General features: G+C 43.6%; 16 protein-coding genes, 1 tRNA gene and 1 pseudogene. 14 read left to right on the forward strand and 4 right to left on the reverse strand.

Annotated features, from left to right (window positions below; all coding sequences use genetic code 11):
• Positions 1-168 precede the first annotated feature (168 nt).
• Both rpsO and pnp read left to right on the forward strand, forming a co-directional pair.
• Positions 169-438 carry a 30S ribosomal protein S15 gene (rpsO, locus tag ATY38_RS13885; RefSeq protein ID WP_062559809.1) on the forward strand — a complete coding sequence of 90 codons (270 nt, stop codon included), beginning with the start codon at positions 169-171 and terminating at the stop codon, positions 436-438.
• A gap of 132 nt (positions 439-570) precedes the next feature.
• A complete protein-coding gene (pnp, locus tag ATY38_RS13890) occupies positions 571-2,703 on the forward strand; it encodes a polyribonucleotide nucleotidyltransferase (protein ID WP_062559810.1) in 2,133 nt (710 codons plus the stop codon).
• A 95-nt stretch (positions 2,704-2,798) separates the two neighbouring features.
• Here the strand turns inward: pnp and dksA are convergent, their stop codons facing one another.
• The gene (dksA, locus tag ATY38_RS13895; RefSeq protein WP_062559811.1) at positions 2,799-3,224 is read right to left on the reverse strand and encodes an RNA polymerase-binding protein DksA; all 426 of its coding nucleotides are present in this window, start codon (positions 3,222-3,224) and stop codon (positions 2,799-2,801) included.
• A gap of 235 nt (positions 3,225-3,459) precedes the next feature.
• Between dksA and ATY38_RS13900 the strand changes: the two genes are divergently transcribed.
• Entirely contained in the window at positions 3,460-3,660 is a 201-nt protein-coding gene (locus ATY38_RS13900) for a hypothetical protein (RefSeq protein ID WP_062559812.1), read from the forward strand.
• Here ATY38_RS13900 and ATY38_RS13905 read toward each other — a convergent pair.
• Positions 3,653-4,729, reverse strand: a complete 1,077-nt coding sequence (locus ATY38_RS13905; RefSeq protein WP_062559813.1) for an IS5 family transposase — start codon at positions 4,727-4,729, stop codon at positions 3,653-3,655. The genes ATY38_RS13900 and ATY38_RS13905 overlap by 8 nt on opposite strands.
• 358 nt (positions 4,730-5,087) lie before the next feature.
• A tRNA-Leu gene (locus tag ATY38_RS13910) sits at positions 5,088-5,172 on the reverse strand.
• 56 nt (positions 5,173-5,228) lie between these two features.
• Here ATY38_RS13910 and rnr point away from each other — a divergent pair.
• The 11 genes from rnr to ATY38_RS13965 all read left to right on the forward strand — a co-directional run bounded on the left by rnr (position 5,229) and on the right by ATY38_RS13965 (position 18,722).
• Positions 5,229-7,454, forward strand: a complete 2,226-nt coding sequence (gene rnr, locus ATY38_RS13915; RefSeq protein ID WP_062559814.1) for a ribonuclease R — start codon at positions 5,229-5,231, stop codon at positions 7,452-7,454.
• 122 nt (positions 7,455-7,576) lie between these two features.
• Complete coding sequence (rlmB, locus tag ATY38_RS13920) at positions 7,577-8,317, forward strand: 23S rRNA (guanosine(2251)-2'-O)-methyltransferase RlmB (protein ID WP_062559815.1); 741 nt, start codon at positions 7,577-7,579, stop codon at positions 8,315-8,317.
• 111 nt (positions 8,318-8,428) lie between these two features.
• Positions 8,429-10,189: an arginine--tRNA ligase gene (gene argS / locus ATY38_RS13925; RefSeq protein WP_062559816.1), complete on the forward strand. Its 1,761-nt coding sequence runs from the start codon at positions 8,429-8,431 to the stop codon at positions 10,187-10,189.
• Between the two features lie 24 nt (positions 10,190-10,213).
• On the forward strand, positions 10,214-11,023 hold the full coding sequence (locus ATY38_RS13930) for an SPOR domain-containing protein (protein WP_062559817.1): 810 nt from the start codon (positions 10,214-10,216) through the stop codon (positions 11,021-11,023).
• Between the two features lie 84 nt (positions 11,024-11,107).
• Positions 11,108-11,743 (forward strand): thiol:disulfide interchange protein DsbA/DsbL, encoded by a 636-nt coding sequence (locus ATY38_RS13935; protein ID WP_062559818.1) that lies wholly within the window; start codon positions 11,108-11,110, stop codon positions 11,741-11,743.
• A gap of 12 nt (positions 11,744-11,755) precedes the next feature.
• Complete coding sequence (gene msrA, locus ATY38_RS13940) at positions 11,756-12,226, forward strand: peptide-methionine (S)-S-oxide reductase MsrA (protein ID WP_062559819.1); 471 nt, start codon at positions 11,756-11,758, stop codon at positions 12,224-12,226.
• A 190-nt stretch (positions 12,227-12,416) separates the two neighbouring features.
• On the forward strand, positions 12,417-14,039 hold the full coding sequence (locus tag ATY38_RS13945; protein WP_062559820.1) for an HDOD domain-containing protein: 1,623 nt from the start codon (positions 12,417-12,419) through the stop codon (positions 14,037-14,039).
• A 39-nt stretch (positions 14,040-14,078) separates the two neighbouring features.
• Complete coding sequence (gene gmk / locus ATY38_RS13950; RefSeq protein WP_062559821.1) at positions 14,079-14,699, forward strand: guanylate kinase; 621 nt, start codon at positions 14,079-14,081, stop codon at positions 14,697-14,699.
• Positions 14,700-14,785: 86 nt separating this feature from the next.
• A complete protein-coding gene (gene rpoZ, locus ATY38_RS13955) occupies positions 14,786-14,992 on the forward strand; it encodes a DNA-directed RNA polymerase subunit omega (protein ID WP_062559822.1) in 207 nt (68 codons plus the stop codon).
• A gap of 178 nt (positions 14,993-15,170) precedes the next feature.
• Positions 15,171-17,276 carry a RelA/SpoT family protein gene (locus ATY38_RS13960; RefSeq protein WP_062559823.1) on the forward strand — a complete coding sequence of 702 codons (2,106 nt, stop codon included), beginning with the start codon at positions 15,171-15,173 and terminating at the stop codon, positions 17,274-17,276.
• 369 nt (positions 17,277-17,645) lie between these two features.
• Positions 17,646-18,722 (forward strand): IS5 family transposase, encoded by a 1,077-nt coding sequence (locus ATY38_RS13965; protein ID WP_062559824.1) that lies wholly within the window; start codon positions 17,646-17,648, stop codon positions 18,720-18,722.
• A gap of 121 nt (positions 18,723-18,843) precedes the next feature.
• On the opposite strand, the pseudogene ATY38_RS13970 reads toward ATY38_RS13965, so the two are convergent.
• A pseudogene (locus tag ATY38_RS13970) lies at positions 18,844-19,941 on the reverse strand (IS4 family transposase); the annotation flags it as partial.
• Between the last annotated feature and the right edge of the window lies 1 nt (position 19,942).

The following is a 19,942-nucleotide window of genomic DNA, read 5'->3' on the forward strand; positions in this document are numbered from 1 at the left end:
CACGATTTGTCGCTTATCATGTCTGTATTCACTCTTACAATCGCCACCGTCAATTATCGCCTCGGAACTTAGACGACGACATACCTTGATCCAGTTTGGACAAGCGCAATATTAAAGAGTAAAATTTCGGGCTTTTATAATAATAGGGTAATTTAATCGGAGAAACTTATGTCAGTCACAATCGACCAAAAAGCACAGGTAGTACGCGACTATCAAAGAGCAGAAGGAGATACTGGTTCTCCAGAAGTTCAAGTTGCACTTTTAACAGCTAGAATCAATGACTTGATAGGACATTTCAAGATTCACGTTAAAGATCATCATTCCCGTCGCGGTTTGCTACGTATGGTTGGTCGCCGCCGCAAGCTACTTGATTATTTAAAACAACGTAACATAGACACTTATCAGACATTGATCGAACGTCTTGGCTTGCGTAAATAAATGTGTCTCTTTTACTGAATTGGCAGCTATCACATAAATCATACTCCATTCAAGTTGTCATGCAATCAATACGTTGGCTTGCAGGTAATCCAAAATTTGGAAAAATTTATTCAGAAGAAAAAGGGTTATTAATTGAAATCTATAAAGAAAAGCATTACCTACGGACGACATCAACTTACACTGGAAACAGGTGAAATAGCAAGGCAGGCACATGGTGCCGTAGTGGTTACAATGGATGATACGGTGGTACTTGTTACTGTAGTGGGTGCAAAAAACATAAAGCCTGGTCAGGATTTTTTCCCACTTACTGTCGACTACCAGGAAAGATCTTACGCGGCTGGTAGAATACCAGGCAGTTTCTTTAAGCGCGAAGGCCGTCCATCCGAGAAAGAAACATTAACTTCGCGATTAATCGATCGCCCGATTCGCCCACTTTTCCCCGAAGGTTTCTATAACGAGGTTCAAATAGTCGCTACTGTCATGTCAGCTGACAATGAAGTAGATCCTGACATTCCATCGATTATTGGCACATCCGCAGCATTGACTCTCTCTGGAATTCCTTTTGATGGTCCCCTCGGTGCAGCTCGCGTTGGCTACATCAACAATGAGTATGTCTTAAACCCAACCACCTCAGAACTTAAGAGTACACAATTAAATCTGGTCGTCGCAGGAACACAACATGCAGTTTTGATGGTCGAATCCGAGGCAATAGAGTTATCAGAGGAAGTTATGCTTGGCGCCGTAACATATGGCCATGAGCAAATGCAGATTGTCATTAATGCAATCAATGAGTTTGCTGATGAAGCAGGGGTAACTGCATGGGATTGGATACCGCCCGCAAAAGATAGCGCATTTGAAGAAAAAATTGCCAGTATGGCAGAAGCTGATTTACGACAAGCATACAAGATAAAACAAAAACAAACGCGTTCTGAAGCAATAAAAACAACTAGAGAACGTATATCGAATGAACTTGGGGTCGGCACAGAGAACGGACCGGAATTACAAGCTTTTATGGAGGCATTCTTTTCACTGGAATCAAAAATCGTCCGCAACCAAATATTGGATGGAGAACCTCGGATCGATGGTAGAGGCACTCGCACAGTTAGAGCTATAACGGTCCGTAATGGGGTATTACCTCGCACTCATGGCTCAGCACTCTTTACTCGCGGCGAAACACAAGCACTTGCAGTTGCTACTTTAGGCACCGCTCGTGACGAGCAGAAAATTGATTCACTACAAGGCGATTATAATGAGCGATTTATACTGCACTATAATATGCCCCCTTATGCCACAGGAGAAATAGGCCGTGTTGGCACCCCCAAACGCCGTGAAATCGGGCATGGACGTTTGGCAAAGCGTGCTCTTGTTGCTGTTCTTCCTCCGCCTGAAGAGTTTGGCTATTCTTTGCGAGTTGTATCTGAAATTACTGAATCCAACGGCTCTAGCTCAATGGCATCGGTTTGCAGCGGCTGTCTTGCGCTAATGGATGCCGGAGTGCCATTAAAAGCTCATGTTGCGGGTATCGCCATGGGATTAATCAAGGATGGAAACCGCTTTGCAGTCCTTACGGATATCCTCGGCGACGAAGATCATCTAGGTGATATGGATTTTAAAGTCGCCGGCACGGAAAAAGGTATTACCGCACTACAAATGGATATCAAGATACAAGGCATAACCAAAGAAATCATGCACGCAGCATTGATACAAGCTCATGAAGGACGGATGCATATTCTGCAAATTATGAAACAGGCCCTGCCATCAACTCGCGAAGATATCTCGGTGCATGCACCGCGTATTATTAAACTCAAAATTAATCCAGAAAAGATTCGTGACGTAATCGGTAAAGGCGGTGCTGTCATTCGTGCGCTTACGGAAGAAACAGGCACTACGATTGATATCACCGATGACGGTCAGGTAACAATCGCATGTGTCAATGCCGAAGGTGGCGAGCTTGCCAAAAAACGTATTGAAGATATTACTGCAGAAGTTGAAGTTGGAAAAATCTATGATGGTGTAGTTCTGAAACTGCTTGACTTCGGAGCGATAGTAAGTGTCCTTCCTGGTAAAGATGGATTGCTTCATATTTCTCAAATTGCCAATGAGCGAGTCAATAATGTTTCTGATCACCTTAATGAAGGTCAACAGGTACGTGTCAAAGTTCTTGAAGCTGACGATAAAGGAAGGCTAAGGTTAAGTATGAAAGCTGTATCTTCTGACGAAAATAATCCACCTGATTCTGATTCTATGGCTACGGAAGAATCGTGAGATAAAATCTGTCACTTAAAATAATATACCTGATAACCCTGTATTTTCACAGGGTTTTTCATTGTGTTATAATGGTTTATTTTATATTTTCACCACTATTTCGCTATCTGTTTCTCGCGCATTTCATCTAATGTCTTGCAATCAATACAAAGCGTTGCGGTCGGCCTCGCTTCAAGCCTTTTTAATCCAATCTCCACCCCGCAGCTCTCGCAATAGCCATACTCCTCAGAATCAATCTTACCAATAATTTCATCAATCTTTCTAATGAGCTTGCGTTCACGATCACGATTACGTAACTCAAGCGTCATATCAGATTCTTGACTTGCACGATCATTAGGATCAGCAAAAACCGTTGCTTCATCCTGCATCGTATGAACAGCACGATCAATTTCTTGACTAAGCTCAATTTTCATACCTTCCAGTATCTTGCGAAAATGCAACAGCTGGTCAGGACTCATATATTCCTCACCCGATTTTGGTTCATAGGGAGTCACTTGTTTACCTTGTAGCTCTTTTGACATCTTTTAAGGCTCCTATCGCTTCCAGTAGTTGGTAGTGTATAAAAATTTTGTACTAATATCAGAAAACACATTATATAACAAGTCATTTATCTCTGTTCTTTACAAATCACATTTCATCTGTGAAAAACCCCGGACACACATGACAGAAAATCAACACCATCATATATGCTCACAAGGGCATTGATTATAAAATTGTTTCACATTTATTGGTTAATTTATCGCGAATAGATGAGAGATGATACAAGGATCAAACGGCAGTCAAGAGTTGGTTTGTCTGGAAAAGTTGGGGAAGATAAAAATCAAAAGACCTCTGCACAACCGCAAGAATTTTGCTGTAGCGACAGAGAAAATTTTCCAAGTGACACTTGTTGCACGTCACTTTAATAGAAAGTGGAGTTTTTTCCTTTTTTTAGGTGAATTTTTCCCCCTTATGTAATATTTGGACGGATCGCTCCCCTTAATGGTTGGTCTACGAAGATTTTGTTGGCTGCTTTCTTTAGATTCATGCAGATACTTTTCAGTATGACTTGGGCGTTGACTTTCGTCGTACCGAAGTAGCTGGCGCGTTCCATTCTGAATAAGCGTTTGATTGTGCCGAAACACTGTTCGACAATATAGCGTTTTTTACTGATCAATTGATTCGCCAGCTTCTGGCGTGACGAGAGGGGTTTATTCTTGTACGCGCGATGCATGATTGCGCTCTTGATCTTTTGCTTTCTTAGAAATTGCCGATTGGCATTGCTGGCGGATCCCTTGTCGGCATACACCCGATTCGCCTCGATATGCGCACCATCGATAGCGGCTTCGAAATGCATCATTTCGCTCTGGTTGGCAGGGGCGGTGTAAACCCCGCGCACATAGCCGTCTTGTGCGTCCACCACCAGGTAACTGCGGTAGCCAAACTGCGACTTCCTGCCTTTCTTTAGCCAGGTCGCATCCGGATCCGCGCTTTGTTCTTCGATACAGTTGATTCCAGGTTGACTGCCATCTTCAAACTGAACAACCTTACCTTCTTCGACATCCACCTCCAGTGTGATGGTCTTTTTAGGGCGTGCCGCTGACTCAATCAGCGTGGCATCAATGACCGCTCCTGTCGCACCCTTGATCATCAATCCGTGGCATTGAAGCTGTTCATTAATAGAGGCCAGCAGATCATCTAGCCGGTCGTTGGTTATTAGCCGGTTACGGAACCGGCACAAAGTGGTTTCGTCCGGTATCGCATCCGACAAGGACAGTCCGCAAAATTGCAGAAAATCAATGCGTACACACAGTGCTTGCTCCAACGCAGCGTCCGATAAACTATGCCACTGACCTAGCAGGATCGCTTTGAACATCAACAACCCATCAAACGGCTCTTGGCCTCCACCATGCGATAACTCGCGCTTGTATAAACCCGTAAGTTTCGGACGTAAGTCCTCCCACTCAATTAGGGCTTCAATCTTCAACAGAACATTATCTCGATTCAATCGCTCTGCTAATTCCAGTGTTCCAAAACTCATCTGCATCTTTTGCTCCAGCTGTCTTTTAACCCCCTCTATTTTAGTTGGTTATTGCACTGCCAGGCAAGGTTGTGCAGGAATCTTATCAATGAAGAAGAAATAGAACAAAAAATAATTTACCCCCTAAGGTTTACAGGTTACAGTTTATAGATCGTTTAGTTCATCAGATTTTTTTGCGCAGGAATTTTTGAGTAGCGGTGTTGAATTTACCTTATTTTGGGATATTACATGAGAGATATGATATAAAATCAAAATAAGTACGATTGGCATAATTTGCTGCCTAAAAAATAACCAGAAAAACTATTTAGACACTCAATTTATACCAAGCAATAATTTTTTTATTCAACAAGCTAGTTGGGATTGATGGTGCCCAGAAGAGGACTCGAACCTCCACACCCGAAGGCACATGGACCTGAACCATGCGCGTCTACCAATTCCGCCATCTGGGCAAAGAACAGCCGAATAGGCTGCCAAAGAACGCGTAATTCTATAGGAAATCACTACTTTGTCAAATAAGAAGAAACAAAATCTGCGGAGCTTGGATCCGCATTATGAACGCGAAAAGAAACGCTACGGACACCCGTTACCTAGCCGGGAATATATTTTGCAGATTCTAAAGCAGCAAGGTATTCCGGTGGCTGAGCGCCTATTACAAAAATTGCTATCCATTACAAAAAAAGAAGAAGATCTGTTTAATCGCCGCTTGTCGGCGATGATGCGCGAAGGCCAGATTTTCCGTAATCGCAAGAGCGATATTTGCGTACTGGAGAAACTGGATTTGATCAAAGGAAGAATTCAGGGTCATGCCGATAGATTCGGTTTTCTGATCCCGGATGATGGTAGTGCAGACTTGTATCTAAGCGCAAAGGAAATGCAAAAAGCATTGCACGGCGACCATGTTATAGTACGCGAAATTGGCATGGATCGACGAGGACGCAGAGAAGCCGCGATTGTGGAGGTATTAGAATCTTGCAATAAGCAATTAGTAGGCCGGTTATACATTGATCACGGAATTCTATCGGTGGTGGCGGAGAATAAGCGCATCAGTCAGGATATACTAATCGCCCAGGAACACTCGCTAAAGGCTCAAGCTGGTCAAGTTGTCATGGTGGAAATCATTCAGCAACCCGGCAAGCACACACAGCCCATCGGTAAAATTATTGAAATTCTCGGTAACTATACTGCCCCTGGAATGGAAATTGAAATCGCGTTGCGCAAACACGATTTACCCTACGAGTTTTCGCCTGATATTCAGAAGCTCTCAATCAAATTTCCCAAAAATGTATTAAAAAAAGAACTATCAGGACGCAAGGATCTATGCCATTTACCGCTGATAACCATTGACGGCGAGACTGCAAAGGATTTTGACGACGCCGTTTTCTGCACAAATGACGGCAAAGGATATCGATTATATGTTGCTATCGCAGATGTCAGTCATTATGTCAAACCGCACGACCTGATTGACCGAGAAGCCTTCAATCGAGGAAATTCGGTTTATTTCCCACGCCGTGTCATTCCAATGCTGCCAGAAGTTTTATCTAACGGATTATGCTCACTCAACCCCGACAAAAAACGTCTGTGCATGGTGTGCGAAATACAATTTCAAGCCAATGGCGATATATTGAATTATTCTTTTTATCCAGCTGTAATGCTTTCACATGCGCGCTTAACCTATACCCAAGTTGCCGCAATGCTGGATGACGCAAAAAGCTCCGAAGCACAGGAATATGCAGAATTATTACCTCATTTGCAATTAATCTATAAACTTTTTAAATCCTTACTAAAAGCACGCAAGAAGCGCGGCGCAATCGACTTTGAAACTACCGAAACGCAAATGTTCTTCAACGATCAAGGGAAAATCGAAAAGATTTTGCCAGTGCAACGCACCGAAGCACATCGCTTGATTGAGGAATGCATGCTGGCTGCCAATGTCTGTGCGGCGGATTTTCTGCAGAAACACGGCCAGATCACACTCTATCGCATTCATGAAAGCCCTACCCCGGAAAAGATTGATACGTTACGCAACTTCCTGAAAGAATTCGGCATTCAACTAGGAGGAAAAAATAAACCCAGTGCGCAGGATTACGCGCAGACCTTACTCAAAATAAAAGACAGACCGGACGCCCAGTTGCTTCAAACCGTAATGCTGAGATCGCTGCAACAAGCTATCTACAGTCCTGACCTAACCGGTCATTTCGGGCTTGCATACGATGCTTATACGCACTTTACCTCGCCAATCCGACGCTACCCCGATCTTTTGGTACACCGTGCGATTAAAGCGGTATTAAAAGAAGAAATTTATCAGCCTGGCGATTGGCGGGAGTTTGGGCAACACTGTTCAATGACCGAGCGGCGTGCTGACGATGCCACGCGTGATGTTGAATCCTGGCTAAAATGTTTTTATATGCAGGATAAAATCGGAGAATGTTTCGACGGAGTGATCAGCAGCGTAACCGGATTTGGCTTGTTTGTCGCACTAAACAACATTTACGTAGAGGGACTAGTGCATATTTCCGAGTTGCCGAGTGATTATTTTCATTTTGATGCAACCAAGCATGTTTTACTTGGAGAACGCAGCGGTAAACAATATCGTCTTGGCGACCGGATACACGTCAAGCTGGTTCGAGTTGATTTGGAAACCAGTAAAATAGATTTTGTTATAGCTGAATCGGAAAAGAAAACAAGGCAGTCCAACATAAAGGGTTCAGTCAAAAACAAGAAACCTCTTTAGTATTTGAAATTGCTTTACAATACCTATATACACAAAGCGCTATTGTGCACCCTGCCCTATTTCTATTCTTACACGCTTTGCGGTAAGTGATGTCCTATTATTATTTCAGGTTTAATTAAAACGTGCCCAGCACCCGCTTTATATTTGGTTTTCATGCGGTTACCAGTCGATTACGACAAAACCCGAATAGTATCAAAGAGATTTTTATCGATGCCACGCGCACAGATCTACGCGCGCAGGAATTAATCAAACTGGCAGAGAACAAAAAGATCCATGTAATTTCCTGCACTGGATCAAAACTCAACAGCATGTCGGGCAACGATCGCCACCAGGGCATTGTGGCCAATATCGACAGTATAAGCAATTATGTCGGTATTGATGACATCCTCGATGAATTAACCGAGCCTGCACGATTGCTGGTGTTGGATGGAATCCAAGATCCACACAATCTGGGTGCGTGTCTACGCGTCGCCGATGCTTTTGGCGTACATGCAATAATTGCCCCTAAAGACCGGGCTGTTGGATTAACGCCCACTGTGTACAAGGTTTCCAGCGGGGCGGCTGATACCGTGCCATATATATCTGTCACCAATCTGGCACGCACTTTAAAACAATTAAAAGAACAAGGAATTTGGATTATTGGTACCGCCGAAGACGCCGAGCACGATTTAACTCATTTCCGAATTAGCGGTTCAGTTGCCTGGGTATTCGGTTCTGAAGAAAAAGGGTTGCGGCGATTGACGCGGGAAAATTGCGATCAGTTGGTTCGAATCCCGATGCAGGGTAATATCGAAAGCTTGAATGTTGCCGTTAGCGCAGGAATCTGCCTCTTTGAGACACATCGTCAGCAATCTTTGGGTTGAAGCCGCCCAGCTGATAAAATTTATCTGACATTCAAACGATCCAAATATAAATCTGTATGCAATACGTTTTTATTCAGCGCCATAAACTAATATTACTGTTTGCCCTCAACTATGACATCATTTGATTTCCCCAACTTCAAAACGCACTTTATTACGCTTATCGAGAAAGCATCCAGCGCAATTACATCTCTTGAAACCATAGCTATAAGTGTTGAACTGACACGCACCAAACAAGCCAGTCATGGCGATTATTCCTGCAATTTGGCCATGCATTTAGCCAAGCCGTTACATAAAAACCCGCGGGAAATTGCGCAATTATTGATTAATGCACTGCCATCGTCACCCTATCTGGAGAAAGTGGAAGTGGCGGGTGCGGGATTTATCAATCTGTATCTGAAAGATTCCGCCAAAAAACAATTTCTACATCTAATATTACGTAGCAAAAATGCATTTGGGAATAGTACCTTTGGCCAAGGAAAAAAAATCCAGGTGGAATTTGTCTCAGCCAACCCGACAGGACCGCTGCATGTTGGTCATGGCCGTGGCGCAGCGATTGGAGCGAGCTTATCCAACATCCTGGCTGCAGCAGGATTTGATGTATCCCGGGAATTCTACGTTAATGACGCGGGGCGACAAATGGATATCTTGACACTATCAACGTGGCTGCGTTATCTCGAACTCAATCACATCCATGTTCCTTTTCCGCAAAATGCATATCAAGGGGAATACGTTAGAACCATGGCGCAACTAATTTTTCAAGCGCATGCACAACGTTATGTCCACCAACCCGAGCTCTTGCTGGATAGTTTGCCGGAGGCTGTACGAGCAACCGCAGTAAATACCGATGAGCAACTGGACAAACTGATTGTCAATACAAAGAAAATACTGGGTCAGGATTATACGTATATACATAATTTTGTGCTCACTGAGCAATTAGGCGATTGTCGCAATGATTTGATGGAGTTTGGTGTTGAATTTGATACTTGGTTTTCAGAACAATCACTATATGACAATGGCTTGGTATCACACACAATTGATTTATTGGCAAAGAAACATCATTTATATCAACAAGACGGCGCAACCTGGTTTCGCTCTACAGATTTTGGCGATGAGAAAGATCGCGTTGTGCAGCGGGAAAACGGTCAATTTACCTATTTCGCCTCCGATATTGCTTATCATCTGAATAAATTCGAGCGCGGCTTTGAGCAGGTGATCAATATCTGGGGCGCAGATCACCATGGTTATATCCCGCGAGTAAAAGGCGCGCTGCAGGCACTGGAATTGGATGCCGAAAGATTACAAATCGCTTTGGTACAATTTGCCGTACTTTACCGCGATGGCAAAAAAGCCCCAATGTCTACCCGCTCCGGTGAATTCGTCACATTACGTGAATTACGCCAGGAAGTCGGCAAGGATGCCGCGCGATTTTTTTACGTGATGCGGAAAAGCGATCAGCATTTAGACTTTGACATGGATCTGGCCAAATCGCAAAGCAACGAAAATCCGGTTTATTACGTCCAATATGCTCACGCTCGTATATGCAGCGTATTAACGCAATGGGAGGGTAATATCGACGATCTGCAAGAAGTTAACGTAGACGCATTGTCCACTCCGGCTGAGTTGGCTCTGCTGCAGAAACTAATCGACTTTCCCGATACTATCGAAATAGCTGCCAAAGAATCTTCGCCACATCTCATCGCATTTTATCTCAGAGAACTAGCCAGCGAATTCCATAGTTACTATAATTCAACGCGTTTTCTGGTGCCTGAAATTCCACTGCAACATGCCAGGTTGGCGCTGATCGCATCGGTTCGTCAGGTATTGCATAACGGTTTAACGTTACTGGGTGTGAGTGCACCTGATAAAATGTAACCTAATCATTAATTAAGGACACTCATGAGTCGAGATTATAAAACTCGCAAATCTTCAACCAAATCCGCAAATGAAAAGGGAGGCTCAGCATTCTTGGGTGGATTTGTCGGTTATGCTTTAGGTCTTGCAAGCGCAATTGGCATATGGTTATATCTTACCTATGCGCCCAGCCCGTTCTTACCTACTGAAAAAACAGTCAGCACATCTGAAAAGAATCCAACTCAGCTAACTACCGCAACACTTAAAACACCTGCAATACCTTTACAGGAAGAACCGACAAAATTGGTGGAAGAAAAACCCCGGTTTGATTTTTACAAGATATTGCCAGGTATTGATGAACCCGAGATCGATCATGAGTATCGAAAAATCGCTGAGCTGCCCGCGCAACCGCAAGTGCCTGCCCGAACACCGGATATCCGCAACAGGCCAACGGAATTCTCATCGCAACCAACTTTACCGGGCTCTGGCAGCACGTCCGAAACATCCCCTCAACAGATCGCCACTATTCCATCACGCATGCTTCCCGCTGAACTCAAACAACCCATTCCACAAGCGCAACAGCTTATTTCGCCTCAAGTTAACTCTCTTCCAGCTGTGAAAGAAAAAATCTTTTTACAGGCTGGTGCATTCAGAAAAAATGATGAGGCAGAGAACCTTAAAGCACGGCTCGCCCTGATCGGTGTGTTTGCATCCGTACAATCGATCGATTTAGCCGAGAAAGGAATCTGGTATAGAGTACGGATCGGTCCTTTTACAAACAAATCAGATAGCGATGAAACCAGTAATTCTCTGAAAGAAAACGGCATAGACACTCACCTTATCAGAATACAATAAAATAGGTTTAAGCTTCGCTTAATCGAGCTTACCTGCACACAGAATCCGGTATCAATGAAGCACTTTTTTTATGAGGGGATTAAAATGAATCGCTATCAGTTCCTTGCAGTTTTGTTCTTAGTGTCGACTTTTGGTTTTATCAATATAGCCAGTGCGCAAACCGATATTGTTGAAGGTAAGGATTATATTGTTCTGGCCAAATCCCAACCTACTGAGGATAGCGCCAACATCGAAGTTCTGGAGTTCTTCTGGTACGGATGCCCGCATTGTTATAGTTTGCATCCACATCTTAAAACCTGGCTGATGAATATCCCGGGTGATGTTAGCTTCCGTTACGTACCCGCTATTCTTCGCGCGAACTGGGCGACCGCCGCCAAAATCTATTATGCTATAGAAGCCATGGCACAAGCCGATACGCTGAACGATAAGATATATGATGCCATTCATCGCGACAAAATTGATTTGCATAATGAATCTGTTTTATTTGACTGGATCGAAAAACAGGGTATCGACAGAGAAAAATTTGAAAGTGCTTACAATTCATTTACCGTACAAAATCAGGTAGCAAAGTCGACACAAATGACCCGTCAATATCAGCTTAATGGTGTTCCCGCTTTGGTTATTAATGGAAAATTTCTCACCAGTGGGAGTATGGGTGCAACACCACAGGATACCATTAAAACCCTTGAAAGACTGATAGAAAAAGCACGCACGGAATAATGAGAAATATTAATGAGTACCAACAAAATCATTTTTGGAGCGGGGTGTTTCTGGGGAGTCGAAGCAGCTTTCCGGCGCAATAAAGGGGTTACAAACGTCACCTGCGGTTATTCCGGCGGACACACCGTCCATCCGACTTATGCTGAGGTCTGCTCCGGCACTACCGGCCATATTGAAGTAGTATTAGTGGAATACGATGACGATGAAATCTCTTTTGAAGCCCTGCTAAACGAATTCTGGAACTGCCATGACCCGACGACGCAAGATCGACAAGGTTTTGATATTGGAGAACAGTACCGTTCTGTCATCTTTTATTTCACACCAGAGCAAGAAAGATCCGCAAGGGAATCCAAGGATAAACTCGAGATAAGCAGACGCTGGCGAGATCCGATCGTAACGCAAATTTTACCTGCCAGCCAATTTTATGACGCAGAAGAATATCATCAGAATTATTTCGCCAAGCGTGGCGGGGTGTTTAAGTGAACAGCTCACCCCCTGGGGGCAATTAAACCTGCTAGAGATTAACTTTAATATCAATCAATTCCTATTCGTGTCGATAACTTAAAAACAGAAAAACTTCATTCCTTTAGCATTCAAATAAAGTATCTGATATGAATAGCCAAACAACCCATTATATTATATACATCAATATCTTATAGAAAATAACATTACAATGGGCTCTATACAAAAACCTTATTTCTCTCAAGACTCATCAAATTCCTTAGTTTTTACGACAAAAATAAAAAGCGGCACCAAAACCTTAAAAGACCGTCTGATCGATGCCGTCACCGATGATCCCAATCTTCCGGCGCTTGGCAGTTCCATCGCGCGCATTGTAAAGCTGTCCTCATCGGATGATCAGTCGATACAACAGTTATCTTATTATGTTTTATCCGATGTTTCATTAACCCAAAAAATCCTGCGTTTATCTAATTCGGCCGCGTTTAAAGCGATTACGAATAAGGAAATTTCCAGCATTAATAAAGCAATATTCCTACTAGGATTTGATTCTGTCAAAACCAGTGCATTGGCTATATTGTTAGTCGATGGAATGCCAGCAAAACATGCCTCACATGTACGTATCGAATTAATTCATGCGCTGGCAGCAAGCGTAATTAGTCGTAAATTGGCTGCGCTAACTCCATTTACCAAAGATATCGAAGAAGTTTCTATTGCTGCTTTATTCAAAAATCTTGGGCGTATTTTGCTAGCTACTTATGAGCCCGATCTTTATCACTCAATGATGGCTCTTGTCACTCAAGGTCAGCACACGCCCCCACAGGCATCCATGCTGGTACTTGGCTTCAGCCTTGATACTTTGACGGAAGCTTTGTTAGAAGAATGGAATGTGCCTGTCAACGTGATTCAGGCCCTCAGCGCAAAACCATCCGGTGCCTTGATCACACCTAAGAATAAACAAGAATGGATGCAGATAGCTGCAGAATTTTGTGAAAAAGCCGCACCACTTGTTTTAGGTACTAACTTAATTGCCGAGGAAATCGAACTAAAAGAAAAATTGCTTAATCGTTTTGGCAAAGTGTTTAGTCTGACTATACCCATACTGAATGAATTAATCAGTAAAGCTACTTTGGAAACGCGTGAACTTCTCGTCAGCGCAGATTTGGAATCTTTGGATAAGAATAATAAAATCAGTCAGGATTCAACGCATTGCGAATTCGATATTGCTGCGGAAGAAAATTTAATCAATGAACTGACAATCAATAACGATGAACCTCATAATTTGCAAATTACCGAGCGCTATGCATGCAACAAACCCTATAATGCATCCCCATTACTATTAAATGGTATTCAAAAAACAACGGAGATGATGGCATCGGGTGATTATAGACTGGAAAATCTTATCAACCTGGGTTTGGATTCTCTTTACTCCGCACTTGGATTTCGTTTTATTACCTTATGCTTAAAAGATTCTAAAATGAATTCATTTCGTGCACGCAGCTCATTAGGAAAAAAGAATTTGGAATATCAGAAAGGTTTCAATTTTTCTACTATACCGACCAATGATTTATTTCATCTTGCAATGCAAAGAAATATAGATATCGTCATTGCAAATGCTTTTATACCCAGAATACGTAAACTTATGCCCCTGTGGCATACAACTTTATTACCTGATGCGTGCAGCATCCTTGTACTTCCCCTAATAGTTAATAAAAAACCAATTGGTTTAATTTATGCAGATCGTGAAACAGAATCGCTTGAAGGAATAACCCACGATGAAGCGAAGCTTGTTAGAATTCTGAAAGGGCAGATACTGATCGCTCTTAACTCAAAATAAGAAATTATTGACGTATAAAGTTGATTGGGTACAAGTACCATGATTAAAACGCCAGGTTGTTTATTTATTATCAGTGCACCATCAGGGGCCGGAAAAACCAGTCTGGTCCGGGAATTACTGCAATCGGGTTTGAATCTAAGTTTATCCATCTCACACACCACTCGCCCCCCCCGCACTGGAGAAATCAATGGCCGCGACTATCACTTTGTGAATGAAGAAAAATTCAAACAAATGCTATTCAATGGCGAATTTGTAGAAAGCGCAGAAGTTTATGGCAATCTTTACGGTACCTCGCAACACTGGCTCAATGACGCCATGACATCCGGGCAGGATATTTTGCTTGAAATAGATTGCCAGGGAGCAAAGCAAATACAGCAAATTTTTCCTCATTCTATCGGCATTTTTATTCTCCCACCCTCAGTCGAAGTACTGGCAACCCGGCTAAAAACTCGCGCACAGGATAATTCCGAGGTCATCAAAAAACGACTTATGGCGGCTCGTGAAGAAATCAATCATATCGCAGAGTTTAATTACATCATTGTTAACAACAACCTAGATGAAGCGCTCAAAGATCTGATTTGCATTGTCAAAGCTGAACGCTTGAAGACGGAACGGCAAATAATGAAACACCGAACTTTGGTTGCCCAACTATCGTCATAGGTGTTATTGATAAATGAATAAACACCATCATTTCATTTTTTTTACTGTAAAATTTACATCTTATTATCATAATTTAGGTGAATGAAATGGCGCGAATTACTGTTGATGATTGTTTAAAAAGAATACCCAATCGATTTGATATGACTCTTGTTGCAACAGCGCGCGCAAGACAATTGGCAATTGGCTCTGCTCCTTTGGTTGAAGCAGGGCGCGACAAACCTACGGTCGTAGCGCTGCGTGAAGTTGCGCATGGCAAAGTGGGGCTGGAGATTCTTAACCCAAGAAATATGTAAATCAACTTCAATAATACAAGTCCCATAAACCCTGGTAATTTTTTAGGCCTGGCTACTTCTCATCAATCTGTCGGATACCAGGCCCAAAGCCAAAAAGTATCAATTTTTGATTTAAACTTAGAATCCAGTACTTAAATATTATGTAATTTGATGACGCATACTCAATGAGTTAAATTCAATGCCAGAAGCGGATTTTCTTTTCTCAGAAACATCGAAGTATCTTAAACCAGAAGATATTATTCAACTCAAAAATGCTTATTCATTCGGTTTAGGTGCTCACTCAGGACAATTCCGCAAGTCCGGGGAACCTTACATTTCTCATCCTGTAGCCGTCGCGAGAATTTTAAGCAAGTTACATCTCGACGCCCCTACGCTGACAGCGGCCCTATTGCATGATGTTGTAGAAGATACCGATATCTCCAAAGCGGAAATCAGCGAAAGATTCGGTGAACCAGTTGCGGAACTGGTTGACGGTGTTTCCAAACTTGCAAAAATTCAATTCCAAACACAAGAAGAAGCTCAGGCTGAAAATTTTCGCAAAATGCTGCTGGCTATGGCGCGGGATGTCCGTGTCATTCTGATAAAGCTGGCAGACCGCTTGCACAATATGCAGACGCTGGAAGTCATGCTCCCGGCAAAGCAACGCAGCATCGCCCGTGAAACACTGGAAATTTATGCGCCTATCGCCCACCGGTTAGGGCTTAACAATATCTACCAGGAACTACAGGAACTGGGTTTTAAATATTCCTACCCCATGCGCTATAAAGTACTGGTAAAAGCGACCAAAGCAGCGCGTGGCAATCGCCGTGAAGTTGTTGGAAAAATTCTGGAAACCATTTCGCTAAAACTAAAAGAAGCGCATTTGGAAACCGAAGTGACCGGACGCGAGAAACATCTGTACAGCATTTATAACAAGATGGTAGAGAAACATTTATCATTCTCTGAAGTACTTGATATCTACGGTTTCCGTGTAATCGTCAAAGACATTCCCTCATGTTATATTGCGTTAGGAATGCTGCACAGCCTGTACAAGCCAATTCCAGGAAAATTCAAAGACTATATAGCGATTCCCAAAAATAACGATTACCAATCCTTGCATAGCACATTACTGGGTCCATTCGGCATCCCCATCGAAATACAAATTCGCACGGCTGAAATGCATCGAATTGCTGAAAATGGGGTAGCTTCCCATTGGCTCTATAAAAATCTGGATGGAAATTTTGATGAACTACATTTAAAAACCAGCCAGTGGCTGCAAAATTTAATGGAAACATTGAGCAGCTCAACGGATTCATCCGAGTTTCTGGAACATCTTAAAATCGATTTATTCCCTAGCGATGTCTTTGTTTTCACTCCACAAGGTAAGATATTGACGCTACCACGGGGATCAACCGCCGTCGACTTTGCCTATGCGGTTCATTCCGATGTCGGAAATTGCTGCGTTGCCGCCAAAATTAATGGTGAAAATGCGCCATTACGCACAAAACTAAAAAGTGGAGATCGCATAGAAATCGTTACAGCGCCGTATGCCAAGCCCAACCCATCCTGGCTCGGCTATGTCGCAACCGGTAGAGCACGTTCCCATATTCGCCATTTTCTCAAGACAATTCAATACGATGAATCGATTAAATTAGGTGAGCGCATGTTAAATCAGGCGCTAACTTCATTTAATATCGATCCGGATTCTATTACCGCGATACAGTGGGATAAGTTAGTGCGCGATAGCGGTGTCAAATCCAGGGAAGAATTATTTACGGAAATGGCTCTGGGCAAACAGCTTCCGGCTATTGTAGCGAAGCGGCTGACAACGCCGGCAGAATCCGTTTCCCATGAAAAAGCGGCTACTCCTATTACCATCATGGGAACTGAAGGTCTGGCGGTCCAATTTGCCAAATGTTGCCGCCCGATACCGGGAGACGCCATCGTCGGCCTCATCAAAAAAGATTCCGGCCTGATTATTCACATGCTGAATTGCGGTAATATCTCACACAGCGCCAAAAGTCAGGAAAATTGTCTGAACGTCACCTGGGGAAAAGATATCACTCGCACTTTTGAAGCCGCGATTAAAATCGTCGCGGTCAATAAACAAGGCGTATTAGCGCGGGTTGCCGCTGAAATAGCCAAAGCCGATTCAAATATTGACGATATTGTCATGGAAAGTGAAAGTAATTACATGCACATGCGCTTCGTTCTGCAAGTTAACAATAGACTTCATCTCTCACAAGTTATTCGCGGCCTCAGACACCTTCGCGAAATTTCCACCATTAGCCGCATAGAAGATTAAGATCGCTTCTTAACCCTTGATACCCAGTCGCATCCTACTGAATCAGCACATAAATGAAGCGGGTTTACACATCCGCCTTTTTTCCGGATTGATACAACGCATCAATCTTCTCAACTTCACCCGCACAAAATTAATCAAATCCGAATGAAAAAATGAGTCCCAGACCGCAAACGATAATTTTCAATTTATGCGCTCTCAGTAGTGTCCGGCAATTTAGTTGAATAGATTCAGTTGGTTGTTGTTATGGTGAGTGATCATTTGCATCTCAGTATTTTTAAGTAATTGATCTAGAAGATTCCTGCACAACCTCGCCTGGCAGTGCAATAACCAACTAAAATAGAGGGAGTTAAAAGACAGCTGGAGCAAAAGATGCAGATGAGTTTTGGAACACTGGAATTAGCAGAGCGATTGAATCGAGATAATGTTCTGTTGAAGATTGAAGGCCTAATTGAGTGGGAGGAATTACGTCCGAAACTTACGGGTTTATACAAGCGCGAGTTATCGCATGGTGGAGGCCAAGAGCCGTTTGATGGGTTGTTGATGTTCAAAGCGATCCTGCTAGGTCAGTGGCATAGTTTATCGGACGCTGCGTTGGAGCAAGCACTGTGTGTACGCATTGATTTTCTGCAATTTTGCGGACTGTCCTTGTCGGATGCGATACCGGATGAAACCACTTTGTGCCGGTTTCGTAACCGGCTAATAACCAACGACCGGCTAGATGATCTGCTGGCCACTATTAATGAACAGCTTCAATCCCACGGATTGATGATCAAGGGTGCGACAGGAGCGGTCATTGATGCCACGCTGATTGAGTCAGCGGCACGCCCTAAAAAGACCATCACACTGGAAGTGGATGCCGAAGAAGGTAAGGTTGTTCAGTTTGAAGATGGCAGTCAACCTGGAATCAACTGTATCGAAGAACAAAGCGCGGATCCGGATGCGACCTGGCTAAAGAAAGGCAAGAAGTCACAGTTTGGCTACCGCAGTTACCTGGTGGTGGACGCACAAGACGGCTATGTGCGCGGGGTTCACACCGCCCCTGCCAACCAGAGCGAAATGATGCATTTCGAAGCCGCTATCGATGGTGCGCATATCGAGGCGAATCGGGTGTATGCCGACAAGGGATCCGCCAGCAATGCCAATCGGCAATTTCTAAGAAAGCAAAAGATCAAGAGCGCAATCATGCATCGTGCGTACAAGAATAAACCCCTCTCGTCACGCCAGAAGCTGGCGAATCAATTGATCAGTAAAAAACGCTATATTGTCGAACAGTGTTTCGGCACAATCAAACGCTTATTCAGAATGGGACGCGCCAGCTACTTCGGTACGACAAAAGTCAACGCCCAAGTCATACTGAAAAGTATCTGCATGAATCTAAAGAAAGCAGCCAACAAAATCTTCGTAGACCAACCATTAAGGGGAGCGATCCGTCCAAATATTACATAAGGGGGAAAAATTCACCTAAAAAAAGGAAAAAACTCCACTTTCTATTAAAATGACGTGCAACAAGTGTCACTTGGAAAATTTTCTCTGTCGCTACAGCAAAATTCTTGCGGTTGTGCAGAGGTCTTTCTAGGTTAGTTTTCTCGAAAAGAGTTAGGCTCAGGATTTGTAGGATTGTGTAAAGTGAAGTCTCGGTATTGAGTCGCTTTTTTACGATGGCAACCAAGACATAAACCGAGATGGCAATCCATATCTGTGTCTTGACTGCGTTTTCAGTGGTTCCGTAGAATTGCTTGATACGAAGATGTTGTTTGATCCACTTGAAGAATAGTTCGATCTGCCAGCGACAACGATAAAGCTGAGCGATGGTCAGTGCAGGTAAATCGAAGTTGTTGGTTAGAAATACCAGATGCTTGTCGTGTTCGGCATCATAGAACTTAATACGTCGTAGGTGCTGCGGGTAATCCTTGCTGGCCTTCGTAGCGGTCAATGCAATGGTCTGATCGCATCGCAGTCCCGTGGATTTGTCCACTGAGTGAGAGTAGACACGGCGAAAAAGGAGACTGGATTTAGCGCGCGTTACAAAAAATGCTTGTGCTTGATGCATAGTGAACCAGCGAGCAAAGTCGGTAAAGCCCCGATCCATGATGTAAAAGCTGCCAGCTTCGGGGATCAGGAAATCGAGCACATTGACTTCGTGCATCTTGCCGTCGCTGATATGGATGAACGTTGGAATGTTGCCGCGTAGATCAAGCAGTGTATGCATCTTGACGGCAGCTTTGGTCTGACGAAAGCGCGCCCATGGAAAGACGCTCAAACACAGATCGATGGTCGTGGTATCGAGTGCATAGACTGTCTGTTCCAACTCCACCGCTAAGCTATCGCTGGAGTAAAGCTTTCTGGCGATCTGGATCAAGCTCATCGCGAAATCCATGTAGATGCGACAATCGCGCTGCTCGTTGGCATCGGCCAACGTACTCTTGGCGATGTTGCCTCGTATGCCCAAGTGATAAAGCTTAGCTTGGTGAGCGCGCAGACAGGTTTCGATGTCGCGCAGACTCTCGCGGTAAGTCAGCTGCGCGAAAGCCATGCAAAGAAATTGATCGAGATGCGAAAGAGTCTTGGTGGGATATTTGGAAGGGTAACGCTGTACACAGCGGCGGAATGTGTGAAGGGGCAAGTAATCCATGAGTTGTGCGAATACCAATTTGCCTGAATGCATG

Source organism: Nitrosomonas ureae (assembly GCF_001455205.1).
GTDB lineage: Bacteria > Pseudomonadota > Gammaproteobacteria > Burkholderiales > Nitrosomonadaceae > Nitrosomonas > Nitrosomonas ureae.

What these genes read in the sequence shown, in the direction of transcription:
- ATY38_RS13965 (WP_062559824.1), top strand. Translation starts at nt 17,646, where the DNA reads ATGCAGATGAGTTTTGGAACACTGGAATTAGCAGAGCGATTGAATCGA.
- ATY38_RS13930 (WP_062559817.1), top strand. Translation starts at nt 10,214, where the DNA reads ATGAGTCGAGATTATAAAACTCGCAAATCTTCAACCAAATCCGCAAAT.
- rpsO (WP_062559809.1), top strand. Translation starts at nt 169, where the DNA reads ATGTCAGTCACAATCGACCAAAAAGCACAGGTAGTACGCGACTATCAA.
- ATY38_RS13905 (WP_062559813.1), bottom strand. Translation starts at nt 4,729, where the DNA reads ATGCAGATGAGTTTTGGAACACTGGAATTAGCAGAGCGATTGAATCGA.
- dksA (WP_062559811.1), bottom strand. Translation starts at nt 3,224, where the DNA reads ATGTCAAAAGAGCTACAAGGTAAACAAGTGACTCCCTATGAACCAAAA.
- ATY38_RS13960 (WP_062559823.1), top strand. Translation starts at nt 15,171, where the DNA reads ATGCCAGAAGCGGATTTTCTTTTCTCAGAAACATCGAAGTATCTTAAA.
- ATY38_RS13945 (WP_062559820.1), top strand. Translation starts at nt 12,417, where the DNA reads ATGGGCTCTATACAAAAACCTTATTTCTCTCAAGACTCATCAAATTCC.
- rpoZ (WP_062559822.1), top strand. Translation starts at nt 14,786, where the DNA reads ATGGCGCGAATTACTGTTGATGATTGTTTAAAAAGAATACCCAATCGA.
- ATY38_RS13935 (WP_062559818.1), top strand. Translation starts at nt 11,108, where the DNA reads ATGAATCGCTATCAGTTCCTTGCAGTTTTGTTCTTAGTGTCGACTTTT.
- argS (WP_062559816.1), top strand. Translation starts at nt 8,429, where the DNA reads ATGACATCATTTGATTTCCCCAACTTCAAAACGCACTTTATTACGCTT.
- msrA (WP_062559819.1), top strand. Translation starts at nt 11,756, where the DNA reads ATGAGTACCAACAAAATCATTTTTGGAGCGGGGTGTTTCTGGGGAGTC.
- ATY38_RS13900 (WP_062559812.1), top strand. Translation starts at nt 3,460, where the DNA reads ATGATACAAGGATCAAACGGCAGTCAAGAGTTGGTTTGTCTGGAAAAG.
- gmk (WP_062559821.1), top strand. Translation starts at nt 14,079, where the DNA reads ATGATTAAAACGCCAGGTTGTTTATTTATTATCAGTGCACCATCAGGG.